The 21,927-nt window shown below is 45.7% G+C and carries 17 protein-coding genes; 11 read left to right on the top strand and 6 right to left on the bottom strand.

What is annotated here, in order from left to right; all coding sequences use genetic code 11:
- Nucleotides 1-269: 269 nt before the first annotated feature.
- On the bottom strand, nucleotides 270-815 hold the full coding sequence (locus AB9H30_RS11380) for a molybdenum cofactor guanylyltransferase (protein WP_371194791.1): 546 nt from the start codon (nucleotides 813-815) through the stop codon (nucleotides 270-272).
- A gap of 437 nt (nucleotides 816-1,252) precedes the next feature.
- Between AB9H30_RS11380 and nirB the strand changes: the two genes are divergently transcribed.
- From nirB to AB9H30_RS11325, 11 genes are all read left to right on the top strand, one after another.
- Nucleotides 1,253-3,793, top strand: a complete 2,541-nt coding sequence (gene nirB, locus AB9H30_RS11375; protein WP_371194790.1) for a nitrite reductase large subunit NirB — start codon at nucleotides 1,253-1,255, stop codon at nucleotides 3,791-3,793.
- Between the two features lie 9 nt (nucleotides 3,794-3,802).
- Nucleotides 3,803-4,240 carry a nitrite reductase small subunit NirD gene (nirD, locus tag AB9H30_RS11370; protein ID WP_371194789.1) on the top strand — a complete coding sequence of 146 codons (438 nt, stop codon included), beginning with the start codon at nucleotides 3,803-3,805 and terminating at the stop codon, nucleotides 4,238-4,240.
- 9 nt (nucleotides 4,241-4,249) lie between these two features.
- Entirely contained in the window at nucleotides 4,250-7,150 is a 2,901-nt protein-coding gene (locus tag AB9H30_RS11365) for a molybdopterin-dependent oxidoreductase (protein WP_371194788.1), read from the top strand.
- A gap of 3 nt (nucleotides 7,151-7,153) precedes the next feature.
- Nucleotides 7,154-8,086 (top strand): uroporphyrinogen-III C-methyltransferase, encoded by a 933-nt coding sequence (gene cobA / locus AB9H30_RS11360; protein WP_371194787.1) that lies wholly within the window; start codon nucleotides 7,154-7,156, stop codon nucleotides 8,084-8,086.
- On the top strand, nucleotides 8,067-9,128 hold the full coding sequence (locus AB9H30_RS11355; RefSeq protein ID WP_371194786.1) for a glycosyl transferase family protein: 1,062 nt from the start codon (nucleotides 8,067-8,069) through the stop codon (nucleotides 9,126-9,128). The genes cobA and AB9H30_RS11355 overlap by 20 nt, the downstream gene beginning before the upstream one ends.
- Before the next feature lie 191 nt (nucleotides 9,129-9,319).
- Nucleotides 9,320-9,928 carry an ANTAR domain-containing response regulator gene (locus AB9H30_RS11350; protein ID WP_371194785.1) on the top strand — a complete coding sequence of 203 codons (609 nt, stop codon included), beginning with the start codon at nucleotides 9,320-9,322 and terminating at the stop codon, nucleotides 9,926-9,928.
- Between the two features lie 8 nt (nucleotides 9,929-9,936).
- Nucleotides 9,937-11,058, top strand: a complete 1,122-nt coding sequence (locus AB9H30_RS11345) for a CmpA/NrtA family ABC transporter substrate-binding protein (protein ID WP_371194784.1) — start codon at nucleotides 9,937-9,939, stop codon at nucleotides 11,056-11,058.
- Between the two features lie 454 nt (nucleotides 11,059-11,512).
- Entirely contained in the window at nucleotides 11,513-12,829 is a 1,317-nt protein-coding gene (locus AB9H30_RS11340) for a CmpA/NrtA family ABC transporter substrate-binding protein (RefSeq protein WP_371194877.1), read from the top strand.
- Between the two features lie 65 nt (nucleotides 12,830-12,894).
- Nucleotides 12,895-13,911 carry an ABC transporter permease gene (locus tag AB9H30_RS11335; RefSeq protein ID WP_371194783.1) on the top strand — a complete coding sequence of 339 codons (1,017 nt, stop codon included), beginning with the start codon at nucleotides 12,895-12,897 and terminating at the stop codon, nucleotides 13,909-13,911.
- A 24-nt stretch (nucleotides 13,912-13,935) separates the two neighbouring features.
- Nucleotides 13,936-14,787 carry an ABC transporter ATP-binding protein gene (locus AB9H30_RS11330; protein ID WP_371194782.1) on the top strand — a complete coding sequence of 284 codons (852 nt, stop codon included), beginning with the start codon at nucleotides 13,936-13,938 and terminating at the stop codon, nucleotides 14,785-14,787.
- Nucleotides 14,788-14,934: 147 nt separating this feature from the next.
- On the top strand, nucleotides 14,935-16,173 hold the full coding sequence (locus AB9H30_RS11325) for an alginate export family protein (RefSeq protein ID WP_371194781.1): 1,239 nt from the start codon (nucleotides 14,935-14,937) through the stop codon (nucleotides 16,171-16,173).
- Nucleotides 16,174-16,233: 60 nt separating this feature from the next.
- Here the strand turns inward: AB9H30_RS11325 and nei are convergent, their stop codons facing one another.
- From nei to recG, 5 genes are all read right to left on the bottom strand, one after another.
- On the bottom strand, nucleotides 16,234-17,058 hold the full coding sequence (gene nei, locus AB9H30_RS11320) for an endonuclease VIII (RefSeq protein WP_371194780.1): 825 nt from the start codon (nucleotides 17,056-17,058) through the stop codon (nucleotides 16,234-16,236).
- A gap of 168 nt (nucleotides 17,059-17,226) precedes the next feature.
- A complete protein-coding gene (locus AB9H30_RS11315) occupies nucleotides 17,227-17,700 on the bottom strand; it encodes a peroxiredoxin (RefSeq protein ID WP_371194779.1) in 474 nt (157 codons plus the stop codon).
- Nucleotides 17,701-17,761: 61 nt separating this feature from the next.
- Complete coding sequence (locus AB9H30_RS11310; protein ID WP_371194778.1) at nucleotides 17,762-18,616, bottom strand: class I SAM-dependent methyltransferase; 855 nt, start codon at nucleotides 18,614-18,616, stop codon at nucleotides 17,762-17,764.
- Between the two features lie 27 nt (nucleotides 18,617-18,643).
- Complete coding sequence (locus AB9H30_RS11305) at nucleotides 18,644-19,630, bottom strand: 2-hydroxyacid dehydrogenase (RefSeq protein WP_371194777.1); 987 nt, start codon at nucleotides 19,628-19,630, stop codon at nucleotides 18,644-18,646.
- Between the two features lie 156 nt (nucleotides 19,631-19,786).
- Nucleotides 19,787-21,862 (bottom strand): ATP-dependent DNA helicase RecG, encoded by a 2,076-nt coding sequence (recG, locus tag AB9H30_RS11300; protein ID WP_371194776.1) that lies wholly within the window; start codon nucleotides 21,860-21,862, stop codon nucleotides 19,787-19,789.
- Nucleotides 21,863-21,927: the final 65 nt, after the last annotated feature.

Here is a 21,927-nt window from a genome sequence, read left to right as displayed (position 1 = left end):
GCTTTAAGTCGATAAAAAACGCGCATAGAGATGCATCCCTAAGCTTAAACCCATCCAAATGCGTTCAAGATGTTGTGTTTATCGAGAAATTTTAGGCCTAGAGCTTGCCATGCTAAAAAAAAGTGAATGCGTAGAAATACTCACTTAGCCATACCACTACTGTTTGGCATCGATATAAAAACTGCTCATGTTCACATAAAAAAATCCACATGGCCTTCTAAACAACAAACCGCTTCAATTTTTTTGCAGTAGTCCTTAAGTACTGCAAATCACTCTTTCGGTAAATTATCAAATTCTTCAGGCGTATTCACATTAGCCAAATTTGCATCACTTATTGGTAGTTGAAGGGCATCGAGCCTTCTCATTAGCGAGAATAAAGACCGGTCTCTTGCCCGAAGATTTGCCATTGCCATGTTTTCTGCAATCGCCACAAAATCACTATCGGTGTGCAGAAAACACGGTATGGGGGTGCCCTCAAAAACACAACTTCGCGCATGGCTGAATCCTGCTTGCACCAATCTCATTAAATCTTGTGGCTGAATGAGCGGCATATCTATTGGTACTACTAATAGCGAATCGGGTGTGCGTTTTGATACCGCGTGTATCCCCGCGATGGGGCCTTTGTTTTTGAATACATCGGGGATAGCGCCATCAATGTCTTTGCCGCTTATGTACACGTTTTTTGGGGACAATGACGCGATGAGTTTCTGGGTATGCTCAAGCAGAGTTGCGCCTTTGTAGATGAGCGCATGTTTTTCGGTGCCCATCCTTAATGATTTTCCACCCGCTAATATTAACGCATTAAAGTCGCTCACTCAATTGCCCGCCTTATTCATAAGCTAATTTCGATTTATGGTAAGCACCGAATGCAAATTTGCCTAGTAAAAATCCAAAAGTTTATCGGTGTTTATTGCCCATCGACAGCGCAGACATGCTCACTGATGGTGCAAAATGCGAAGAAATTTTACTTGGCTGAAAGATAAATCCTTGTTTTTAATGATTATGTAAGAGTGGCATCAAAATTGGATGGTAGTATTCATATCACGAAATTTACAAACAGCAATTGTAGGCAAACTGAGCAGCCCCAGAAATTCAACAAGGGGAAGGTCAGTAAGTCATACGCAATGACATATAGGTTACGGATTCACGGCCGAATTCTGAGACCTCTGGCAAAGATGCCCACATGCACTTCGGTACATGTGGGTTTTTTTATGCCTAAAAAGTACGCAAACAGCTGATTCAAGAGGCAAATATGAGCACTGGTATTATTCAAAACGACATTATAGTGATTGGTAATGGGATGGTAGGACACCATTTTGTTGAACAATTGCGTAATCAAAACAGCGCGCTAAGCATCCTTGTGCTGTGTGGTGAGTCATCACTGGCCTACGACCGAGTGCATCTGTCGGAGTTTTTTCAAGGTAAGACCGCTGAGGACTTGGCGCTGACTAGCGAGACTCATTACAAAAGCCTTAACATTCAAGTTGAGGTGAATGCATGGGTAACTGAAATAAACAAAGCCGAGCAAACCGTGACTATCAAAGATGGTCGTCAGTATGCCTATCAAAAACTAATATTAGCCACTGGCTCTTTTCCGTTTGTGCCACCCATTCCAGGCAATCACCAAGCACACTGTTTGGTGTATCGCACCATCGAAGATTTACACGCAATCAAAGCGTCAGCCGCTGTGAGCAAAATCGGTACAGTGGTTGGAGGCGGTCTGTTAGGTTTAGAGGCAGCCAATGCTCTTAAAGAAGCAGGCTTAGACACCCATGTCGTAGAATTTGCGCCGCAGCTGATGGCGGTTCAATTAGACCCGGCTGGCGGCGCGATTTTACAAGATAAAATCACAAAATTGGGCGTACAGGTACATTGCCAAAAAGCTACTCAAGTAATTGAGCAAGGCCAACAATGCCGCTATCGCATGGTATTTGCCGATGGCTCGCACCTTGAAACCGATATGATTTTATTTTCTGCGGGTATTCGCCCAAGTGACGCATTAGCAAGAGAGTTTGATCTTCAAATTGGTGAGCGAGGCGGTATTGTAATTGATGATCATTGCCTAACATCAGATCCTAATATTTATGCCATTGGTGAGTGTGCACTGTGGCAAAACCGCATATTCGGCTTGGTCGCGCCTGGTTATGCAATGGCGAGAGCAACCGTGTCACATATTGTTGGTGCAAATGAGCGTTTTACGGGTGCCGATATGAGCACCAAACTCAAGTTAATGGGCCTCGAAGTAGGGTCTATAGGCGATGCGCATGCAGCAACATCTGGCGCACAGGTATATACCTACGAAAATCAGCCTAAAGGCATATACAAAAAAATAGTGATTGAGCCGAGTCAAAACAAACTCATTGGTGCGGTGTTAGTAGGCGATACTTCAGATTACGATACGCTATTGCAGTATGCCCTTAATGGCATCGACTTGCCCGAATATCCAGAAAGCCTGATTTTACCCAGCACGGGTGAGGCTAAGCAGCTAGGGGCCGATGCTTTGCCAACTGCGGCTACCATATGCTCTTGCCACAATGTCAGCAAGGGCGACATTATTGAAGCGATAGACAGCGGCAGCAATAGTTTAGGCGATATCAAAACATGTACCAAGGCAAGCACCGGTTGCGGCGGATGTGCTGCGCTGTTAAAGAATGTGGTAGACGCGGAACTGAGCAAGCGCGGCGTGGAAGTAAAGTCAGATATTTGTGAGCACTTTGCCTATTCAAGGCAGCAGTTGTTTCACCTTGCCCAAGTTGAGCGTATCGAAGATTTCGAAACTTTATTGCACACTCATGGCAAAGGCTTAGGTTGCGACATATGCAAGCCTGCGGCCGCCTCAATTTTTGCCTCCCTGTACAATGACTTTGTCCTGAAGGAGCAGCATGTTGGCCTGCAAGATACCAACGATACCTTTTTGGCCAATATGCAAAAAGATGGTACCTATTCGGTGGTACCGCGTGTGCCTGCTGGTGAAATTACACCAGAGCAATTAATTGTATTGGGCACTGTTGCCAAACGCTACAACTTATATACAAAAGTCACCGGCGGACAACGCATTGATTTGTTTGGTGCCACCGTTCAAGACCTCCCTGACATTTGGGGGCTATTAATTGACGCAGGGTTTGAAACCGGACATGCCTATGCCAAGGGATTAAGAACGGTTAAATCTTGCGTAGGGAGCACCTGGTGCCGCTACGGCGTACAAGACTCTGTAACTGCAGCGATTGATATTGAGAATCGCTATAAAGGCTTACGCTCACCGCATAAGTTAAAAATGGGCGTATCAGGCTGCACGCGTGAATGCGCAGAAGCACAAAGCAAAGATGTGGGCATTATCGCCACTGAAAAAGGATGGAATCTTTATGTGTGCGGCAATGGTGGCATGAAGCCGCGACATGCTGACTTATTTGCAACGGACTTGGACTACCCCACTCTGATTGCCTACGTAGACCGTTTTTTAGCTTTTTATGTAAAAACCGCAGATAGGCTCCAGCGCACATCAGTATGGTTAGATAATCTTGAAGGCGGTTTGGAGTATCTCCAAGATGTGATTATCAATGACGCTTTAGGCATCAATGATGCATTGGAGTCGCATATTCAAACCGTAATTAATACCTATCAATGTGAATGGAAAACCGCAATTGAGTCACCGGACTCGCGCAAACGATTCCGGCAATTTGTTAATAGCGATGCAGGCGACAGTCGGCAACTCTTTGTAGAGGAACGCGGACAAATGCGCCCAGCGACCGAACAAGAAAAAGCTGAACGAATTGATATTGTTGAGGCACTATAGGAGATGAATATGCAAGCACCCGCGTTAACGCAAAACACTTTGCGAAATGAAGACACATTTGAATGGCAGAACGTGTGTACCTTGTCAGATCTGATACCCAACTCTGGGGTGTGTGCGCTAGTTGAAGGGCTGCAAATCGCGATATTTTGGGTAGCAAGCAAAGAACAACAGGCCTGCTCGCTGTATGGGATCAGTAACTTTGACCCCATCGGTAAAGCCAATGTCATCTGCAGAGGCATAATCGGTTCTATTGGAGACGAACCTGTGGTTGCTTCACCCTTATATAAACAACACTTTTCATTAATCACCGGTCAGTGCATCGAAGCTCCTGAACACAGTTTACGGATCTTTGCGGTGCGCTTAGTAAACACCAACGTACAAATATCGATGTTACCTATGCCTATGTCAGTCACATCGGTTTCAGCTAACGAACAAACCACTTCTTAGTCTTCGCTGATGTCAGTTGACAAGCCCGCCATTATGCAAATTGTTGATACACAAATACATACCACCTGTCCTTATTGTGGTGTAGGTTGCGGGGTAGATGTATGCAAGCAAACAGTTCGTCGTCAAGCACAAGACAACGATTCGCCATTAATAAACGAGCACTTGATTGGACTATCGGGTCAAGTTTCTCATCCAGCAAACTATGGCAAGTTGTGTGTTAAGGGCTCTCATTTGTTAGAGACCAATAGTCCAGAAGGAAGGTTATTGTATCCCAGTATTGAGGGCAACAGGGCATCATGGACAGACGCATTAGACACGGTTGCCAAAAAGATTAGCCACGTAGTTGATGAGCATGGCCCCGACGCAGTGGCGTTTTATTTATCAGGGCAGTTGCTCACCGAAGATTACTACGTTGCAAACAAATTGATGAAAGGCTTTATTGGTAGTGCAAACGTTGATACCAATTCGCGCTTGTGCATGTCGTCTGCGGTAGCAGCATACAAGCGTGCTTTTGGTGCAGACGCTGTGCCTTGTTGTTATGACGATTTATCTAACACCGATATGATCGTACTGATTGGGTCAAATGCAGCATGGACGCACCCTGTATTGTATCAGCGTATGCAATTGGCAAAACAACAAAATTCGAATATGAAAATGGTCTTAATTGACCCACGCAGCACCGCAACAGCCACTGAGTGTGACTTACACTTGGCCATTCGCCCGGGCAGTGACACTTGGCTATTCAACGGACTACTGAATTTTATCCATGCCAATCAAGCGCTCAATCAAGACTACATCAAGCAGTATACCGAGGGTTTTGAGCAGGCCTTACTCGAGGCACAAAACGCTGATCTAGCAACCGTTGCCAAACACTGCGATATCGCCATACAAGCACTCACAACCTTCTACTCGTGGTTTGTTGATTCACCCTCTACTATTTCTTTTTATTCGATGGGCATTAATCAATCTACTAGCGGCGTAGATAAAGCCAATAGCATCATCAACTGTCACCTAGCAAGCGGCAAAATAGGCAAAGTGGGTAGTGGACCGTTTTCGATTACCGGCCAGCCTAATGCTATGGGCGGTCGAGAGGTAGGGGGACTTGCTAATATGCTTGCTGCTCATATGGATATTCATAATACAGAGCATCGGAGCATTGTGAGTCGCTTCTGGAAAGCACCCAACTTAGCAACCCAAACAGGCCTAAAAGCGGTCGATATGTTTGACGCTATGGCACAAGGTAAGATCAAGTTTATATGGATTATAGGGACCAACCCAGTGGTGAGTATGCCCAATCGTAATCTCATAGAGGCGGCGTTGATTCGATGTGAAACGGTGGTGGTCAGTGACGTGGTTGATAAAAACGATACGCTTGGCTTTGCCAATATTGTTCTTCCCGCGAGTGCTTGGTCAGAAAAAGACGGCACGGTTACGAATTCAGAGCGTTGTATTTCGCGGCAACGCGCGCTGGTTGCTAGCGTGGGAGAATCCTTACCCGACTGGCAAGCGATTTGCGAAGTCGCAAAACGTTTAGGCTATCGCGAGGCTTTCAGCTATCAACATGCAGGCGAGATATTTTGTGAGCACGCTGCACTTACCGGGTTTGAAAATGATGGGCGGCGGGACTTAGATTTAAGTGCCTTAGCGCAGATGAACAAAACCCAGTTTGATAAGCTAGCACCCGTGCAATGGCCAATAAACAAGTCTGCGCCAAAGGGCACACCAAGAATGTTTACCGATGGGCGTTTTTTTACGCCGTCGGGTAAAGCACAATTCATTGTTACAGCGCCGATGGCGCCAAAGCAAGTTACCACAGCACAATACCCACTGATTCTGAACACCGGACGCATGCGCGATCATTGGCACACCATGACCCGCACTGGCAAAGCTGCAAAACTGCATCAGCATACTCAGCAGCCTTATTTATATGTTCACCCCGCTGAGGCCAAAAAATATGCTTTAGCTGACAACGATTTGGTTTCCCTAAGTAGTGCGCAAAATACCACTGAGCGACACATGCCTATTGTGTTGCCTATCAAAATAGATAGTAAGCAACGAAGCGGTGAAGTGTTTTGCCCTATTCATTGGAGCAAAACCTATACGTCCCATGTCAATATCGCGGCATTGTTTAGTTCTGCTGCTGACCCTATCTCGGGGCAGCCTGAATTGAAACACGCTGCGGTGGCATTATCACCCCTTAAGCCTTTAATGCAGATGGTGCTATATACCCGCCAAGCAATGGAGCACCGTGCGTTGGCAAAGTTGGGCGACTATTACGTGATTACAGCGCTTGAAAACGCTTTTATGTATCGGCTTGCGATCTTCTCATCAAGTCAAGTCACCGCAAATCCTCAGTTGAGTGCTGATAGCCAGACAGACACTGCAACAAACACGATGCCATCGGCGATGAACTTACCCCCATCGCTCACTAAACACATTACCACATTGGAACATTGGACGGCCCATATTACACAGCATTTATCTAGCCATTTTGAGCTATTGGCATACGAGCAAGCAGCGTCTGACAGTCGACAGTGTATGGCCTTAGACGAAGGGAAATTGCAGTTTTTTTGCCACGCAAGTCATCAGCTAGCGACCCCAAATTCAGATTGGCTGAACGACCTATTTAATCAAGCTAGCCTAAACCCAGAGCAGCGCAATCGGTTGTTACAGCATCGAGCAGAACCACGTTTTACGCAGGGCAAGCAAGTATGTAGCTGTTTTAAAGTGCATGAAAACACCATTGTCGAAGCAATACAGCAAGGTGCAACAACGGTCTTTAGGCTTGGCGAGGGTTTAAAATGTGGCACTAACTGTGGGTCTTGCAAATCAGAACTAAGCCAACTAATTGCGCAGCATAAGGCGCTTGACAACAACCTCAACAAAATTGATATACGCGTGGAGATTTAAGCAATGGGCCTATTATTAGCAAACAAACACCAGACATTACACAGCTTCATAAGTGCAGTCTTAAATACCTTCAGGCGCTTACTCAGTGATGCCGGTAAACCCGGTCTCGCGCCTAATGTATTTGCAGGTACAACAAAAAACGCATTTCCCTCAGAGCGTTCTAGTTCAAAAGGCCATGTTGTATTGCTTGGTGCGGGCCCTGGCGACCCAGACTTACTCACAGTAAAAGCCGTCAAAACCCTAGCTAAGGCTGACGTTGTATTGTTTGATTGGCTGGTAAGTAAAGAGGTGTTGGCACTTATTGGCCATACTGCAACAGTGGAATTTGTAGGTAAGCGAGCGGGCCATCATTCGGTTGCGCAAGCGCATATTTGCGAGCGCATGGTGGCATATGCGCTTGCAGGAAAATACGTGGTGCGCTTAAAAGGCGGAGATCCCGCAATTTTTGCTCGTACAGCAGAAGAAACCGAGGCCTTAGAGCTGAACAATATTCCATTTAGCATTATTCCTGGCATTACCGCCGCTAGTGGTGCCTCAGCATACAGCGGTATCCCACTAACGCACAGAGACTGCGCACAATCAGTAAGATTCGTCACCGCTACGATGAAGCAAGCCAAGCAACAGCCTCACTGGCAACAACTGGCGATGTCTGTGACCTATCAAACCTTGGTGTTTTATATGGGGCTAGGCAGACTTGAACTGATTTGTGAGCAATTGATCGCCCACGGTGTATCCAAACACATGCCAATTGCCTTAGTTGACAATGCCACTACCGCACAGCAGATCGTAATTTGCGGAACCTTGACCAACATAGTCAAACAAGCATTAGATGCAAAACTGCAAGGACCAAGCGTAATTATTGTCGGTCATGTGGTAAGCAAACGAGCGAGTATTGCTGCATTAACGGAGTGTGCATATGAACAAGCTAGCGTTTGAAACCGAGGATTTAAGTCCGCCTATGAATGCTGATCAGCAAACTCAAAAACAGCGAGCTGACATCGAAGAATTTGCCCGCTATATTCAAATTGTGGGCCGCGGCCAGCGAAGCGGACGTTACTTAACTCAGCAAGAAGCTTATCACGCTATGTTACTATTGCTTGAACAGAGGATACTCCCAGAGCAAGAAGGAGCATTTTTAATGCTCTTGCGAGTACGAGAAGAAAGCATTGATGAAATCTCAGGATTTACGCTAGCCTGCCGTGAGACTTTACACACTCCATTTAACGGCCTCTCTGTCGATTTAGATGTGGGAGCGTATGCCGGCAAACGGCGTCAGCTTCCTTGGTTTTTATTGGCTCTGGCAACCTTGGCACAACAAGGCGTGAATATTTTACTGCATGGCACTGCGGAGCCACATTCGCAACGCTTATATGCAAAGCAAGTGCTAAAGCAACTCAACATAATGCTATGTGACAACCCCATACAAGCCAGAGCGCAACTGACCCAAACGCACTTTTGTTATGTTGATTTAAAACATTTACATCCAAAGCTATATCGCGTCATCCAGCTTAGAGATGTATTTGGCTTACGCAGTTGCGCCAATACACTGGCTCGCTTGCTCAATCCATGTTCGGCACCCTACTCATTACAAGGCGTGCACCATAGGCATGTCGATTACAAACATATGATGGTTACTAAGCAGTTAGCCGATGCCAACACGCTATGTTTTAGAGGCGATGGCGGCGAGCCGGAGTATAATCCAACCACCGCAACCGACTTTCATCTGAGTCGCTCGGCAAGCACTAGCATTGTTAACTCACCCGCAAATATGCGGTGGGCGATAAAAGATACCAGTTTGGATATTCACGACCTGCCAAGGCTCTTTAATGGAACAATCTCGCACACTTATGGTGAAGAAGCCGTGACGGGTACCCTTGCAAGTATGCTCATGTTAATCAACAAAGACTCATTTTCACATTCCCGTGAGGCTGCCAGTGCTATGTGGAATGCACGTAACAAGCAACGCCTGTTTACTTAACAACACTCAAGATCTTAACAAAACGTGAGTTGGCTGATTCTTTGCATCGTTATGCGCCTAGACAAGGGGATTGTAAAGGGCAGATATGTTGCGGTTTAAACACGGGCGGCGATGCAATATAAAGTTTCACTGCACTCAGTGGATGTCAGTGAACAAGTATCTGCATCTTTTCAAAGAAGGATTCGAGTACCATGCCACATAAATCCTCGTCTTCAACTCTAGTGTTACTCAACATTTTATTAATTGATGACAACGTGCAGCGCGCTGAAGCGATTTCAGCCGCACTAGATGACTCGCGTTATCGTATTGCTCATTTAGTCAGTTCTGGTATATCACTACTTAAGCAAGTAGATGAACTCAAACCAGACATGATCGTCATGGACATTGAGTCGCCCGATCGGGATGTGCTCGATAGCTTACACTTGCTCTCTAGTGTCAACCCTAAACCCATCGTTATGTTTGCTGAAACCCAAGATTCTGACACCATTATTCGTTCGGTAAAGTCAGGAGTTAGTGCTTATGTGACCGGTGATATTGATCCCGTTAGGGTGCGCTCTATTTTAGATGCCGCCGTTGCTAGGTTTGAAGAGTTTCAAGCCGTAAAAACAGCATTGCAGAGCACTCAGCTCGAGCTAGAGGCCCGCAAAACAATAGATCAAGCCAAGCGTTTGCTTATGCAAAAGCAAGGCTTAAGCGAACACGATGCCTTTACTTCAATGCGAAAGATGGCCATGGACTCAGGCCAGAAGCTAGAACAAATTGCACGCACCTTACTCACCGTTTTAAAAAACCTACCCTAGGCATTAATATGACTTCATCTACGCTATCTCGCCCCCTTACGTTAGGCTATGTACAATTAACAGATTCAGCGCCATTACTCATGGCGAAACGATTGGGCATGTTCGAACGTTATGGTTTGGACGTGCAGCTATTGCCACAACCATCATGGTCAACCTTACGAGATAGACTCGACGCCGGTATGCTCGATGCCGCGCAACTTTTAGCACCTATGCCACTGGCAAATCGACTAGGTTTGACGGGCTCTCAGCAACCCTTGTTGACACCGATGATTTTAAGTCAAAATGGCAATGCGCTGACCTTATCAAATGCCCTCGTGTCTGAAATTACACAAGCGTCGGGGCAAATAGCATTGCACTTCCCGTTAAGTGCCGCGCCACTGCAAGCAGTAATTGATGAGCGAAAGCGCTTGGGCAAGCCTCCCATAACCTTAGCCTGTGTGTTCCATTATAGTTGCCATCGTTACCAGCTCCTTGATTGGCTAAGGCAAGGAGGAATTGAAGTAGCTGATATTCGTTTGGTCATTATTCCGCCAGTGATGATGGCTGAGAGTTTAGAGGCAGGCACGATTGACGGTTTCTGTGTCGGCGGCCCCTATAACGCAAAGTCAGTTAGGGCAGAGCAAGGTCAAACCGTGGTAACGTCTTTCGATATTTGGGAGGACAAACTTGAAAAAGTACTTGGCGTTACCAGAAACTTTCATCATAAAAACGAGGTTGCGGTACATGCTTTATGCGCGGCAATCTTAGATGCCTGTGAATGGTTACGAGAAATACCCAATCGATTTGAAGCGGCACGTTATCTTGCAAGAGAAGACGTACTTAATGAGTCACTTGACGTGATTGGACCTTCTTTAATCGGCAGTTGCTTAACCAAAGCGGACGAGAAGCCGCGTCATATTCCGCATTACAACCGTTTTTCATCCGTGTTTTCGGTGAACACGCTAAATGACTATCAGGTCAACACGCCAACACGCTCACAAGCACTGTGGCTCCTCGAGAAAATGCAAGCATATGAAAGCGAAGATAGCCTTAACGGGGCAAACATAGAGGAAGTCGCAAAACTTGCATTTAGAGATGACATTTTTGCAGCCGCGGTTGACATGCGAACTCAGTTACGAACAAGCAAATAAGGTAAAAAAAGCCCGATACTCTTATTGACGTTTCTGATTAATCGCACATTGAAGGTGCATCGTTTCTGGTTTTTGCACTTTTTGAACACATTGACGCCACAAAGAATACGTTAAAATAAAGTTAAGATATTGATATTGATAGAAAATAAATATTGGCACTGAAGATGCATTGTTGAATTAGAAAAGTGAGTTTAAGCGCTGTACTACCTTGGGTAGATGCTTGAACATAACAGCATCAACGCCGCTTAGGTCTTGTTACATATTAAAAATTAAAACATCTATCATGCACTGAAGCATGAAACTGGCAAAGTAGCCCACGCACAAAACGATTGATTATCGTATTGGCGTGGGTTTTTTTTTGGAAAAAAAGGGGCAATACATGAACGCACGCGCTATTCAAACAGTGTTACATTCGATAATAAAAGCATCATTAGGCACCGCGGCTTGCTGCGCAATGCTTGTCGGCATGTCAGCTCAGGCAGAGGTCGGTTATGCAGAAAAGGAAGAGCTCAAATTTGGCTTTATTAAACTCACTGATATGGCGCCTTTGGCAATCGCCTATGAAAGAGGTTATTTTGAAGACGAAGGTTTGTACGTCACCCTTGAAGCACAAGCGAATTGGAAAGTATTGCTCGATAGAGTCATCGATGGCCAGTTAGATGGCGCGCACATGCTGGCAGGTCAACCCTTGGGAGCCACCATTGGATTTGGTACTCAGGCTCACATCATTACCGCCTTCAGTATGGACTTAAACGGCAATGCGATTACCGTGTCTAATCAAATATGGGAGGAGATGCAGCCTTTTGTACCCAGAGAAAACGGTCGCGCGGTATTGCCCATCAAAGCTGACTATCTAAAACCCGTTGTCGACAAATACATTGCAGAAGGTAAACCCTTCAAAATGGGTATGGTATTTCCAGTATCAACTCACAATTATGAACTGCGCTACTGGCTTGCAGCAGGGGGCATTCACCCTGGCTATTATGCGCCTCATAAAGGAGATACATCAGGCCAAATTGACGCTCAAGCGCAGCTCTCAGTAACTCCGCCACCGCAAATGCCAGCGACGATGGAAGCCGGCACTATTTATGGCTATTGCGTAGGTGAGCCATGGAATCAACAGGCGGTATTTAAAGGCATTGGCGTGCCGATTATTACTGACTATGAAATATGGAAAAACAACCCAGAAAAGGTCTTTGGGGTAAGCAAGGCTTGGGCCGATGAAAACCCAAATACCCACATCCGTGTTGTCAAAGCGATGATCCGTGCGGCCATATGGCTTGACGAAAACAATAACGCGAATCGCTCAGAGGCAGTAAAAATACTCGCGCAAAGCAATTATGTGGGGGCCGACGTTGAGGTTATTGCGAATTCTATGACCGGCACCTTTGAATACGAAAAAGGTGATGTCAGGAGCGTCCCCGATTTTAACGTGTTCTTTCGTTACAACGCCACTTATCCTTTTTACAGTGATGCCATTTGGTACCTCACGCAAATGCGCAGGTGGGGACAAATCGCTGAGCCTAAAACCGACGATTGGTTCATTCAAACCGCTAAAAAAGTATATCGCCCAGACATCTATGCTCAAGCAGCACGGGCCCTCATTGATGAAGGTAAAGCCCAGTCTTCACAGTTTCCTGATTTTACCACTGAAACCGGCTTTAAGCCGCCGCAGACCGAGTTTATCGACAATATTACGTATGACGGCACACAGCCCAATGCATATTTGAAATCCTTCGCGATTGGTTTGAAAGCTGAGCAAATACTCTAACTCATAACGTAGCGCATTGATGTGTGCTGCTCAATTAGTAGTACTACAAATACTAGGAATGAATCATGACACAGTCGATACGCTCAACAATCCATGGCAAGACTGCAAAACAAAATGTTGTGTTGGCACTGTTCACTAAGGCTATCAAAGGCGCACGGGCACAACATACAGCCAATATTATTTTGCCTTTGTTAGGAATGGCGTTGTTTTTGTTACTCTGGTCGGCGCTGGCAAGTCGCATTGATACATCCTTAGGCAAGTTTCCTGGTCCTGCTCAGGTATGGGAGCAGAGTATCGTGTTATATCAAGAGCATCACGCACAGCAAGACAAAGCTCAGGCTTTTTACGAAAGGCAGGAACTTAGAAATGCTGCTCGCTCAGCATCGGATCCAAATTTTGTCGGTAAAATTCGTGATTACACAGGCGCCCCTACTTTTGTGGATCAGATATGGACAAGCTTGTACACGGTGACTATTGGCTTTTTGATTGCCGCGGTGATCGCGGTGCCACTGGGCATATTGTGCGGACTCAGTCGCTCTGCATATTCGGCAATTAACCCTTTAGTGCAATTGTTTAAGCCGGTTTCACCGCTCGCTTGGTTACCTTTAGTTACCATGGTCGTGAGTGCGGTATATGTGAGCGACGACCCAATCTTTGCGAAGTCATTCTTAATATCAGCACTCACTGTATCACTTTGCTGTTTGTGGCCCACGCTAATCAATACTGCGGTAGGCGTCTCTAGTATTGATAGCGATTTGTTGAATGTAAGTAAAGTGCTGCGCTTAAGCACCTTCAAACATATCAGTAAAATCGTTCTACCGTCGAGCATTCCAATGATTTTTACAGGGCTTCGACTTAGCTTAGGGATTGGCTGGATGGTGCTTATTGCCGCTGAGATGTTGGCGCAAAACCCTGGTCTTGGAAAGTTTGTCTGGGATGAGTTTCAAAACGGTAGTTCAGAGTCATTAGCACGCATTATGGTAGCGGTGCTAACCATTGGCGTTATCGGATTTGGTTTAGACCGATTGATGCTAATTATACAAAAGTCAGTAAGTTGGGATAAAACGATAGATGTACGTTAAGTGCAGAAAATTAGGATAAAGACCATGAAGAAACACCTAGAGTTGTCACATATAGGCATTGATTTCCCCACTCCGAAAGGCCCGTTTACGGCGCTAAAAGATGTTAATTTGGTCATTGCTAAAGGCGAATTTGTATCTCTTATAGGGCATTCAGGCTGCGGTAAATCAACCGTACTGAATATCGTTGCTGGACTATATCAAGCCACGACAGGCGGCGTTTTGCTAGAAAACCAAGAAGTGAATGAGCCGGGTCCGGAGCGAGCAGTCGTATTCCAAAATCATTCTTTATTACCGTGGTTATCGGTATATAAAAATGTGGAGCTTGCGGTCAAGCAAACTCGAAAAGGGCGCAGTAAACAAGCAATCAAAGAGTGGGTTCAACACAATCTGAATTTGGTGCATATGACGCATGCATCCGACAAATTACCGTCTGAAATTTCAGGGGGAATGAAGCAACGGGTTGGCATTGCCAGAGCTCTTTCAATGGAGCCTAAAGTGCTGCTGATGGACGAACCATTTGGCGCACTTGATGCGTTGACCCGAGCGCACCTGCAAGACTCTGTGATGGAGATCCATGCGTCATTGGGTAACACGGTGATCATGATCACCCACGACGTCGACGAAGCGGTGTTACTTTCTGACCGAATAGTGATGATGACAAACGGCCCGCAAGCGACTATCGGAGAGGTATTGGACATCGATTTACCTCGGCCTAGAAACCGAATTGCGCTTGCCGATAATCCGATTTACAACCGATATCGACATGATGTATTGCGCTTTTTGTATGAAAAGCAAAAAAAAATTGAACCCGTAAAAAGCGCTAAACATTCATCACCGATGCAAAGTGGGTCGTCTTCAAAGTCGAATGCTGCCTAACGGTTAATACTACTTTGGCCAATTCTAGCCTCACAGGTAGATAACGCTTAGCCCGTATATTTTTTAAGGAATGTCTGTATCTACTGATATGCAGATACGGACGCGATTATTCAAAAATCAAGAAATTCAATATTTAGGAAGACAATCATGACCTTTTACAAGCAACGTAAACCACACCATTTTTTAGCCGTAAGCTGTCTAGCTTTTGCTATTGCTAGTACATGCACTACCTCTTTTACAGCACAAGCGCAAAACAATGCGGTATATGATGCTCTAAGTTCAGGCAGCGTTTTTGCAGATTTCAGGCTTCGCTATGAGGGCGTATCGCAAGATAATATTCTGGAAGATGCCAACGCACTGACTTTCCGCACACGTTTAGGGTATACCTCCGGCGATTTAGATGGATGGTCATTTACCGTAGAAATGGAAGACAACCGGATTGCGTTAGGCGTAGGTGATTATACAGTAGGGCCAAGTGGGTTTAATCCCGGCATATATTCGGTGATCGCTGATCCAGAATTTACTGAACTCGATCAAGGCTTCGTTCAGTATAAAAAAGATGGGTTTACTGCGAAAATAGGTCGTCAAGTGATTGCGTTTGATACTCATCGTTTTGTGGGTCACGTAGGCTGGCGCCAAGACAGACAAACCTTTGACGCAGCCTCCTTTATATACGCCCCAAACAAAGATGTAAAAGTACAGTACAGCTACCTTGACCAACGCAATCGCATATTTGGTGAAGATGCAGATATTGACGCTAAAGACCACTTACTTAATGCTTCGTATCAAACTGAACTCGGCAAACTAGTAGGCTACGCGTACCTGCTAGAAACGGATATTGAGACAAGCAATGCGCTTGATACCTATGGTCTTAGCTTTAACGGATCTCAAGACTTTGATGGTATCAAGCTGATTTATGGTATTGAGTATGCAAAGCAATCTTCCAAAACAGATTTAGTAGATTTTGATGCGGACTATCTCTTTACAGAATTCGGCGCAACGTTCTCAGGGGTTACCGCAAAAGTCGGTTATGAAGTATTAGGTTCAGACGATGGAAACTACGGGTTTTCGACGCCATTAGCGACCCTGCATAAATTCAATGGCTGGTCAGACCAATTTTTGAGTACACCTATTTTAGGTCTAATAGACACTAGCGTTACGCTTACAGGAAGTGCTTTCGGCGGCAAGTGGCTTGCAGTTTATCATGATTTTCAAGCCGACGATGGCAACGACGTACTAGACGATTATGGTACTGAAATTAACTTGCAGTACGTCACCAAATTTGCAGAAAATTATGAAGTGGCGGTTAAGTACGCTGACTATTCGTCAGACGGATTTAATACTGACACTGAGAAATTATGGGTGTGGGTGAGTACTAAGTTTTAAACCAAACTTGTATTGTCATTCGCTACGTAAGCGCGAAGGCGCTTATCGCGAATAGCTGACTCAGATAATTGGCTGGCACCGTTCACACCAATAAATCCTGCGTCCATTGCGCTGAGCTTTTATGATGGGTGTGACGCAGACTCTGCATGGCAGTTGCTCTCGATTGAAGGCCATAAAGCGCACGCTTTCGTAACTGCCTTTGGTTTTTGAGAGCTTTTTGCCTAAGCTTTCTGGGACAGTATGGCCCCTTGTGGCGTATGCTCGCCGGCCAATAACAAGAGTTTGTTTAGCAAGCGCTTTTAACTGCTCGGGGCTAAGTTGCTTGGGTTTGTAGTCAGGGTGTATGCCGGCGGCAAACAATATTTCGGTGCGCAGATAGTTACCGATACCCGCGATAAATTGCTGGTCAAGGTAAAGTGCACTTAAGCCCCGATTGCAAAAACGTTTAGCTAGCAATTGCTTCCTGAGGGTTTGCCACGTTAAATCCGCCTGTAAAATGTCTGGCCCCAATTTTCTTAGAAAAGGATGCTCGTTCAATTCGCCGCGCTCATACACCCCTATATCTGACGCACTATAAAGCAAAGCACTCTGATCTTTTGTATGAAGCGCGAGTCTTAAAGAACGCTTTGTTTTAGGAAGGCTACCGCGTTTTGCGGTTTTCCAGACGCCATATAGCTGATTGTGGGAGTAAACCGACAGCTGGTTGTCAAAGTGAATAAGCATTGCTTTGCCGCGTGTTTCGACTTTTTCGACGCGCTGGCCCGCGAGAATCTTTGCGGGCTGGTACAGATGCGGCAGGCCCACTTCAATGGCCTCTATTTTTTTGCCTTCAATGACCTTAGCGATTTTGTCGGCTGCCAATCGTATTTCTGGGCCTTCAGGCATATCAGGTTCTCCTGTTATTAAAAAAGCCGCTAACATGTTGAGCTTATTGAGTCTCAACACACTAGCGGCTTTCATTGCAATGAAAGTTATTGTGTATTTAAGCTTGCTTGCCCAATCTACTATAAAGCACGCACCCTAAAGCTTGTGATTCAATACACAAAGCTTAACCTATAATGCCTTTAATACCGTTTCGGCGTCACTTACCTCAAACGCACCTGGCTTTTCTACGTGTAATGCCGTGACCACGCCATCGTCAACAATCATGCTGTAGCGCATTGCGCGAACGCCGCCAAAAGCGTCGGTATCCATGTCAAGACCCACAAGTTGTGAGAAGCTGCCGTTACCATCTGCCAACATTTTGATGTGCTCTGCATTAGAGGCTTTACCCCATGCATCCATTACAAAAGCGTCGTTCACCGACAAACAAATAATGTCGTCTACGCCTTTTGCTTTAATTTTGTCAGCTAAGGCAACGTAGCCAGGTAAGTGGGCTTGCGAACAGGTTGGCGTGAATGCGCCGGGTACTGCAAACATCACAACTTTTTTGCCCGCAAACAACGCGGCAGTATTAGGGTTTTTCATTTCGCCGTTTTCAAGCTGGCTAAATGTTGCATCAGGTAATTTTGCGCCGACTTCAATCATAAATATTCCTTTTTGTAGGTGTTTCTTTGTTAATAACAGACTCGATATCGTTACCGAGCGCTTATATAGATTTAAGTATGTATACGTCAAACCTATGCTTTTTCGATCGTATTGCCATGGTCGGCAATATAGTTTGTGCATTTGCCAATTCTGCTGCGCTGGCAGGCCGCTTCACTACTATTCGTTTAGGTTTTGCGCTTATCGCGGCAGTAAGTAATTGCTCACTGTCTTGGTCTGGCCCTAATAGCATTTGAAATGCCTGCATCTCCTTTTTTACTAAAGCCGATTTCTTCTTATGAGGGAACATGGGGTCAAGATAAATAACATCAAGCTGATTCGGCGCTTCTTTTACAGATATCTGCTGCAAATATTCACTTGCGTCTGCCTGAACAAACGACAAGCTTTTATGCAGTGCTTCGCCCGCATCCTCAAGCCTTAGCAGCGCATCTTCCAATAATGCCGCGATAACGGGGCTTCGTTCGAGCATAGTGACTTGCGCACCCACGCTTGCCATCACAAAACTGTCGGTGCCCATGCCAGCGGTGCAGTCTAAAACACTGAGCTGCTGTTTTCCTTTAATACCGATGGCTTTTGCAATGGCTTCGTTGCGCCCGCCACCATGCTGCTTGCGATACTGCAGCCCCGCAGATGCAAAATCCACGCGAATATCTGACCAACTCGGCTCACTGCTTAAGCGAAGTGCTAAGCCAGCCTCGGTAAACACTAATTGCCATTGTGCTTTATCAAAACGTTTATCCGCTTTTTGCGGATTAATTTTATGCACTTCAAAACCGGTTTTTTTCGCAAGCGCAGCCGCTCGTTCGTGGGCACTCACACTGCCGGTATCTTCAATTAAAATAACCGTTTTTAACGCGCTAGGCGTGTGTGCTGAAGAAGTTGATTTGACAGTTGTCATTGGACGGCTCATATACAGCTAAGATGCCTATAAAAACGTGACATCATCATGCTCGCCCTTGGCCGCTAGCGCAATGTTATTCAGGGTAGTTTGGGCAATTTCAGTAAGCGCTTCTACAGTAAAAAATCCTTGGTGCCCGGTGATCAATACATTCGGAAAGGTCAGCAAACGCTGAAACACGTCGTCTTCGATAATTTCTGATGAGCGGTTTTTAAAAAACAAATCTTCTTCCATTTCGTATACATCGAGCCCTAAATAGCCAATTTTTTTGCGCTTAATGCCGTTTATCACCGCTTTGGTATCAATCAATTTACCTCTAGAAGTATTAATTAGCATCACACCATCTTTCATATTGTCGATGCGTTCTGCGTCAATCAAATGCTGAGTATCAGGCGTTAACGGGCAATGAAGAGTAATAATATCAGATTCGCTAACAAGACTTTGCATGTCGGTATAACGGCAGTTTGGATGATCTAAGTCGCTTGCAGGATAAACATCGTAACACAGTACTTTGCAGCCAAAGCCGAGTAGAATGTCAATGACCGCTCGCCCTATTTTACCGGTACCCACTACCCCTACGGTTTTTTGATACATGTTAAAACCAAGCAAACCATTTAAGTCAAAATTACCTTCTTTTACGCGATTGTAGGCTTTGTGAAGTTTACGGTTGAGTGACATCATTAGCGCCACAGTATGTTCTGCAACTGCTTGGGGCGCATACGCCGGTACTCGTGATACCGCTAAGCCTTTAGATTTTGCATACGCTAAATCAACATTGTTGTAACCCGCGCAGCGCAGCGCTATATGTGACACTTTCATGGTCAGCAACTGGTCGATAACCGCTTTGTTTACTTGGTCGTTAACAAACACTGAAATGACGTCAGCCCCGTCAGCGAGCACCGCAGTTTGCTCACTGAGTTTTACCTCATGAAATTCAAGCTGCAGATCTGGTGGACAATGGGCATGTAAAAATGATTTATCGTAATCTTGGCTGCTAAATACAATGACTTTCATAAATACGCTTTGGGTAAAAACAGTTGGGTATAGCGTAGCAGTTTTTCACTGCACTGGTTACTTTACTCGTTACTTTATTGCTTACTTTACTGGGCACTACAATGTTTAGGGCAAGAACAAAGCTTATCGACTCAACGGTACCTGATTCGAATGGCTTCACGCATTGCTGTAGTCGTCTCGATAAGGCAGCCATCGACCAATCAAATGCAAAGCGTTTTGCTGATGCTCGCGCCATACATATTCTGCCATGGTTTTTATGTCTGATACTAAATACGCATCGCGCACCAAATCTGCAATTTTTAAATCGGCGATACCGGTTTGTTTGGTCCCTAAAAGCTCGCCGGGGCCGCGAATTTCTAAATCTTTTTCAGCAATGTAAAAACCGTCATTAGATTCTCTTAACACGCTCAAGCGTTTGGTGGCAGTTTTTGACAATGGGCTTGAATACATCAGCACACAATGACTCTCTATCGACCCCCTGCCCACTCGTCCGCGCAATTGATGCAGCTGCGCTAATCCTAGACGCTCTGGGTTTTCAATAATCATTAGACTGGCGTTCGGCACGTCCACTCCCACTTCAATTACCGTGGTTGCCACTAATAAGTCCAGTGCACCTGATTTAAAGGCATCCATGATCTCTTGCTTTTCTTGCGCTTTTAAACGGCCGTGTACAAGTCCTACTTTCAATTCGGGTAATGCCGTGGCTAGACTCACAGCGGTATCTTCTGCCGCTTGACACTGCAACATTTCAGATTCTTCAATGAGGGTGCATACCCAGTAAATTTGTCGCTTATCTTCAAGGGCTGATTGGCGCACTCTGTCGACAATTTCGCCTCTGCGGGTATCTGGCAGCACGGCGGTTTTCACTGGTGTTCTGCCCGGCGGCAGTTCGTCGATGATACTGGTGTCTAAATCAGCATAGGCGGTCATGGCTAATGTTCTTGGGATCGGCGTCGCGGTCATGATCAACTGATGTGGATATTTTCCCTGAATTTCGCCCTTTTTACGCAGGGATAGACGCTGATGTACCCCAAATCGGTGCTGCTCATCAACAATCACCAGCGCAAGGTTTTTATAGTTGACAGCGTCTTGAAATATCGCGTGCGTACCCACCAGCATTTGTATATCACCGTTTTGCAGCGACTCTAATGTTTCATTGCGCACTTTGCCTTTTAGCTTTCCAGCCAACCAGCCGACTTTAATGCCTAAAGGTGTAAACCAATCTTTAAAGTTTTTAGCATGCTGCTCTGCTAGCAACTCGGTTGGAGCCATTAAGGCAACTTGATAACCTGCAGCAATCACTGAAAGTGCAGACAGCGCGGCTACTAGAGTCTTACCTGAACCCACATCGCCCTGCACCAATCGCATCATTGGTAAGCCAGACTGCAAATTTTCTTCAATCTCACTGACCACTCGAGATTGTGCCGAGGTGGGTGAAAATGGCAAAGTACTCAAAAATCGCTGTTTTAAGGTGGCATCTGCCAGCACCGAAAACCCTGGGTCTTCCTTGGCCTGACTGCGCACTTTTAGCATGCTCAAATGATGCGCCAGCAGCTCCTCAACCACCAAACGCTTTTGCGCTGGATGCTGACCTTCTGAGAGCTCATCTATGGCGACATCAGCTGGCGGGCGGTGCACAAGAAATAGCGCCTCTTTTAAACTGAGTTGGTTCGGATATAAGTTGTTTGGCAAATAATCAGGCAAAGCTCCTTTAGCCAACTGTTCAAGTGCCTGTTGAGTAAGTTTGCGCAAAGTAAGCTGATGCACCCCTTCTGTTGTCGGATACACCGGCGTGAGGGTATCTTCCATGCCCGATGTGCTGCCATCTGCAATGACTTTATATTCTGGATGAGCCATTTCCAACCCTGCAGTACCTGCCCGAACTTCACCAAACGCGCGAATGGTAGTGCCCTCAGTAAAGCCCTTTAACTGAGCGGCTGAAAAATGAAAAAATCGCAGACTAATAGTACCGCTACCATCACTTAATTTGACTATCAACATACGCTTGCGGCCGTATTTAATATCGGCACTCATGACCTGCCCCTGCACCGACACATGCAAGTATCCATGCAGCTCGCCAATCGAATAAAGCCGAGTCCGATCTTCATAGCGTAGGGGCAAATGAAAAATCACATCTTGCAGGGTTTTTAATCCGAGTTTTTCTAGCTTTTCAGCAACTTTGGCCCCCACGCCCTTTAGGGTGGTAACCGGCGTGTCGGTAAGTGACTGCATCCAATACAAGGCTGATTAGGGATAGATGCGCAATAGACTAGCAAACATTTGCCTGAGGTACACCT

This window comes from Glaciecola sp. SC05 (assembly GCF_041380235.1).
GTDB lineage: Bacteria > Pseudomonadota > Gammaproteobacteria > Enterobacterales > Alteromonadaceae > Glaciecola.
The sequence above is the reverse complement of the archived record's forward strand: the minus strand, read 5'-3'. Positions and strand labels throughout refer to the sequence as shown.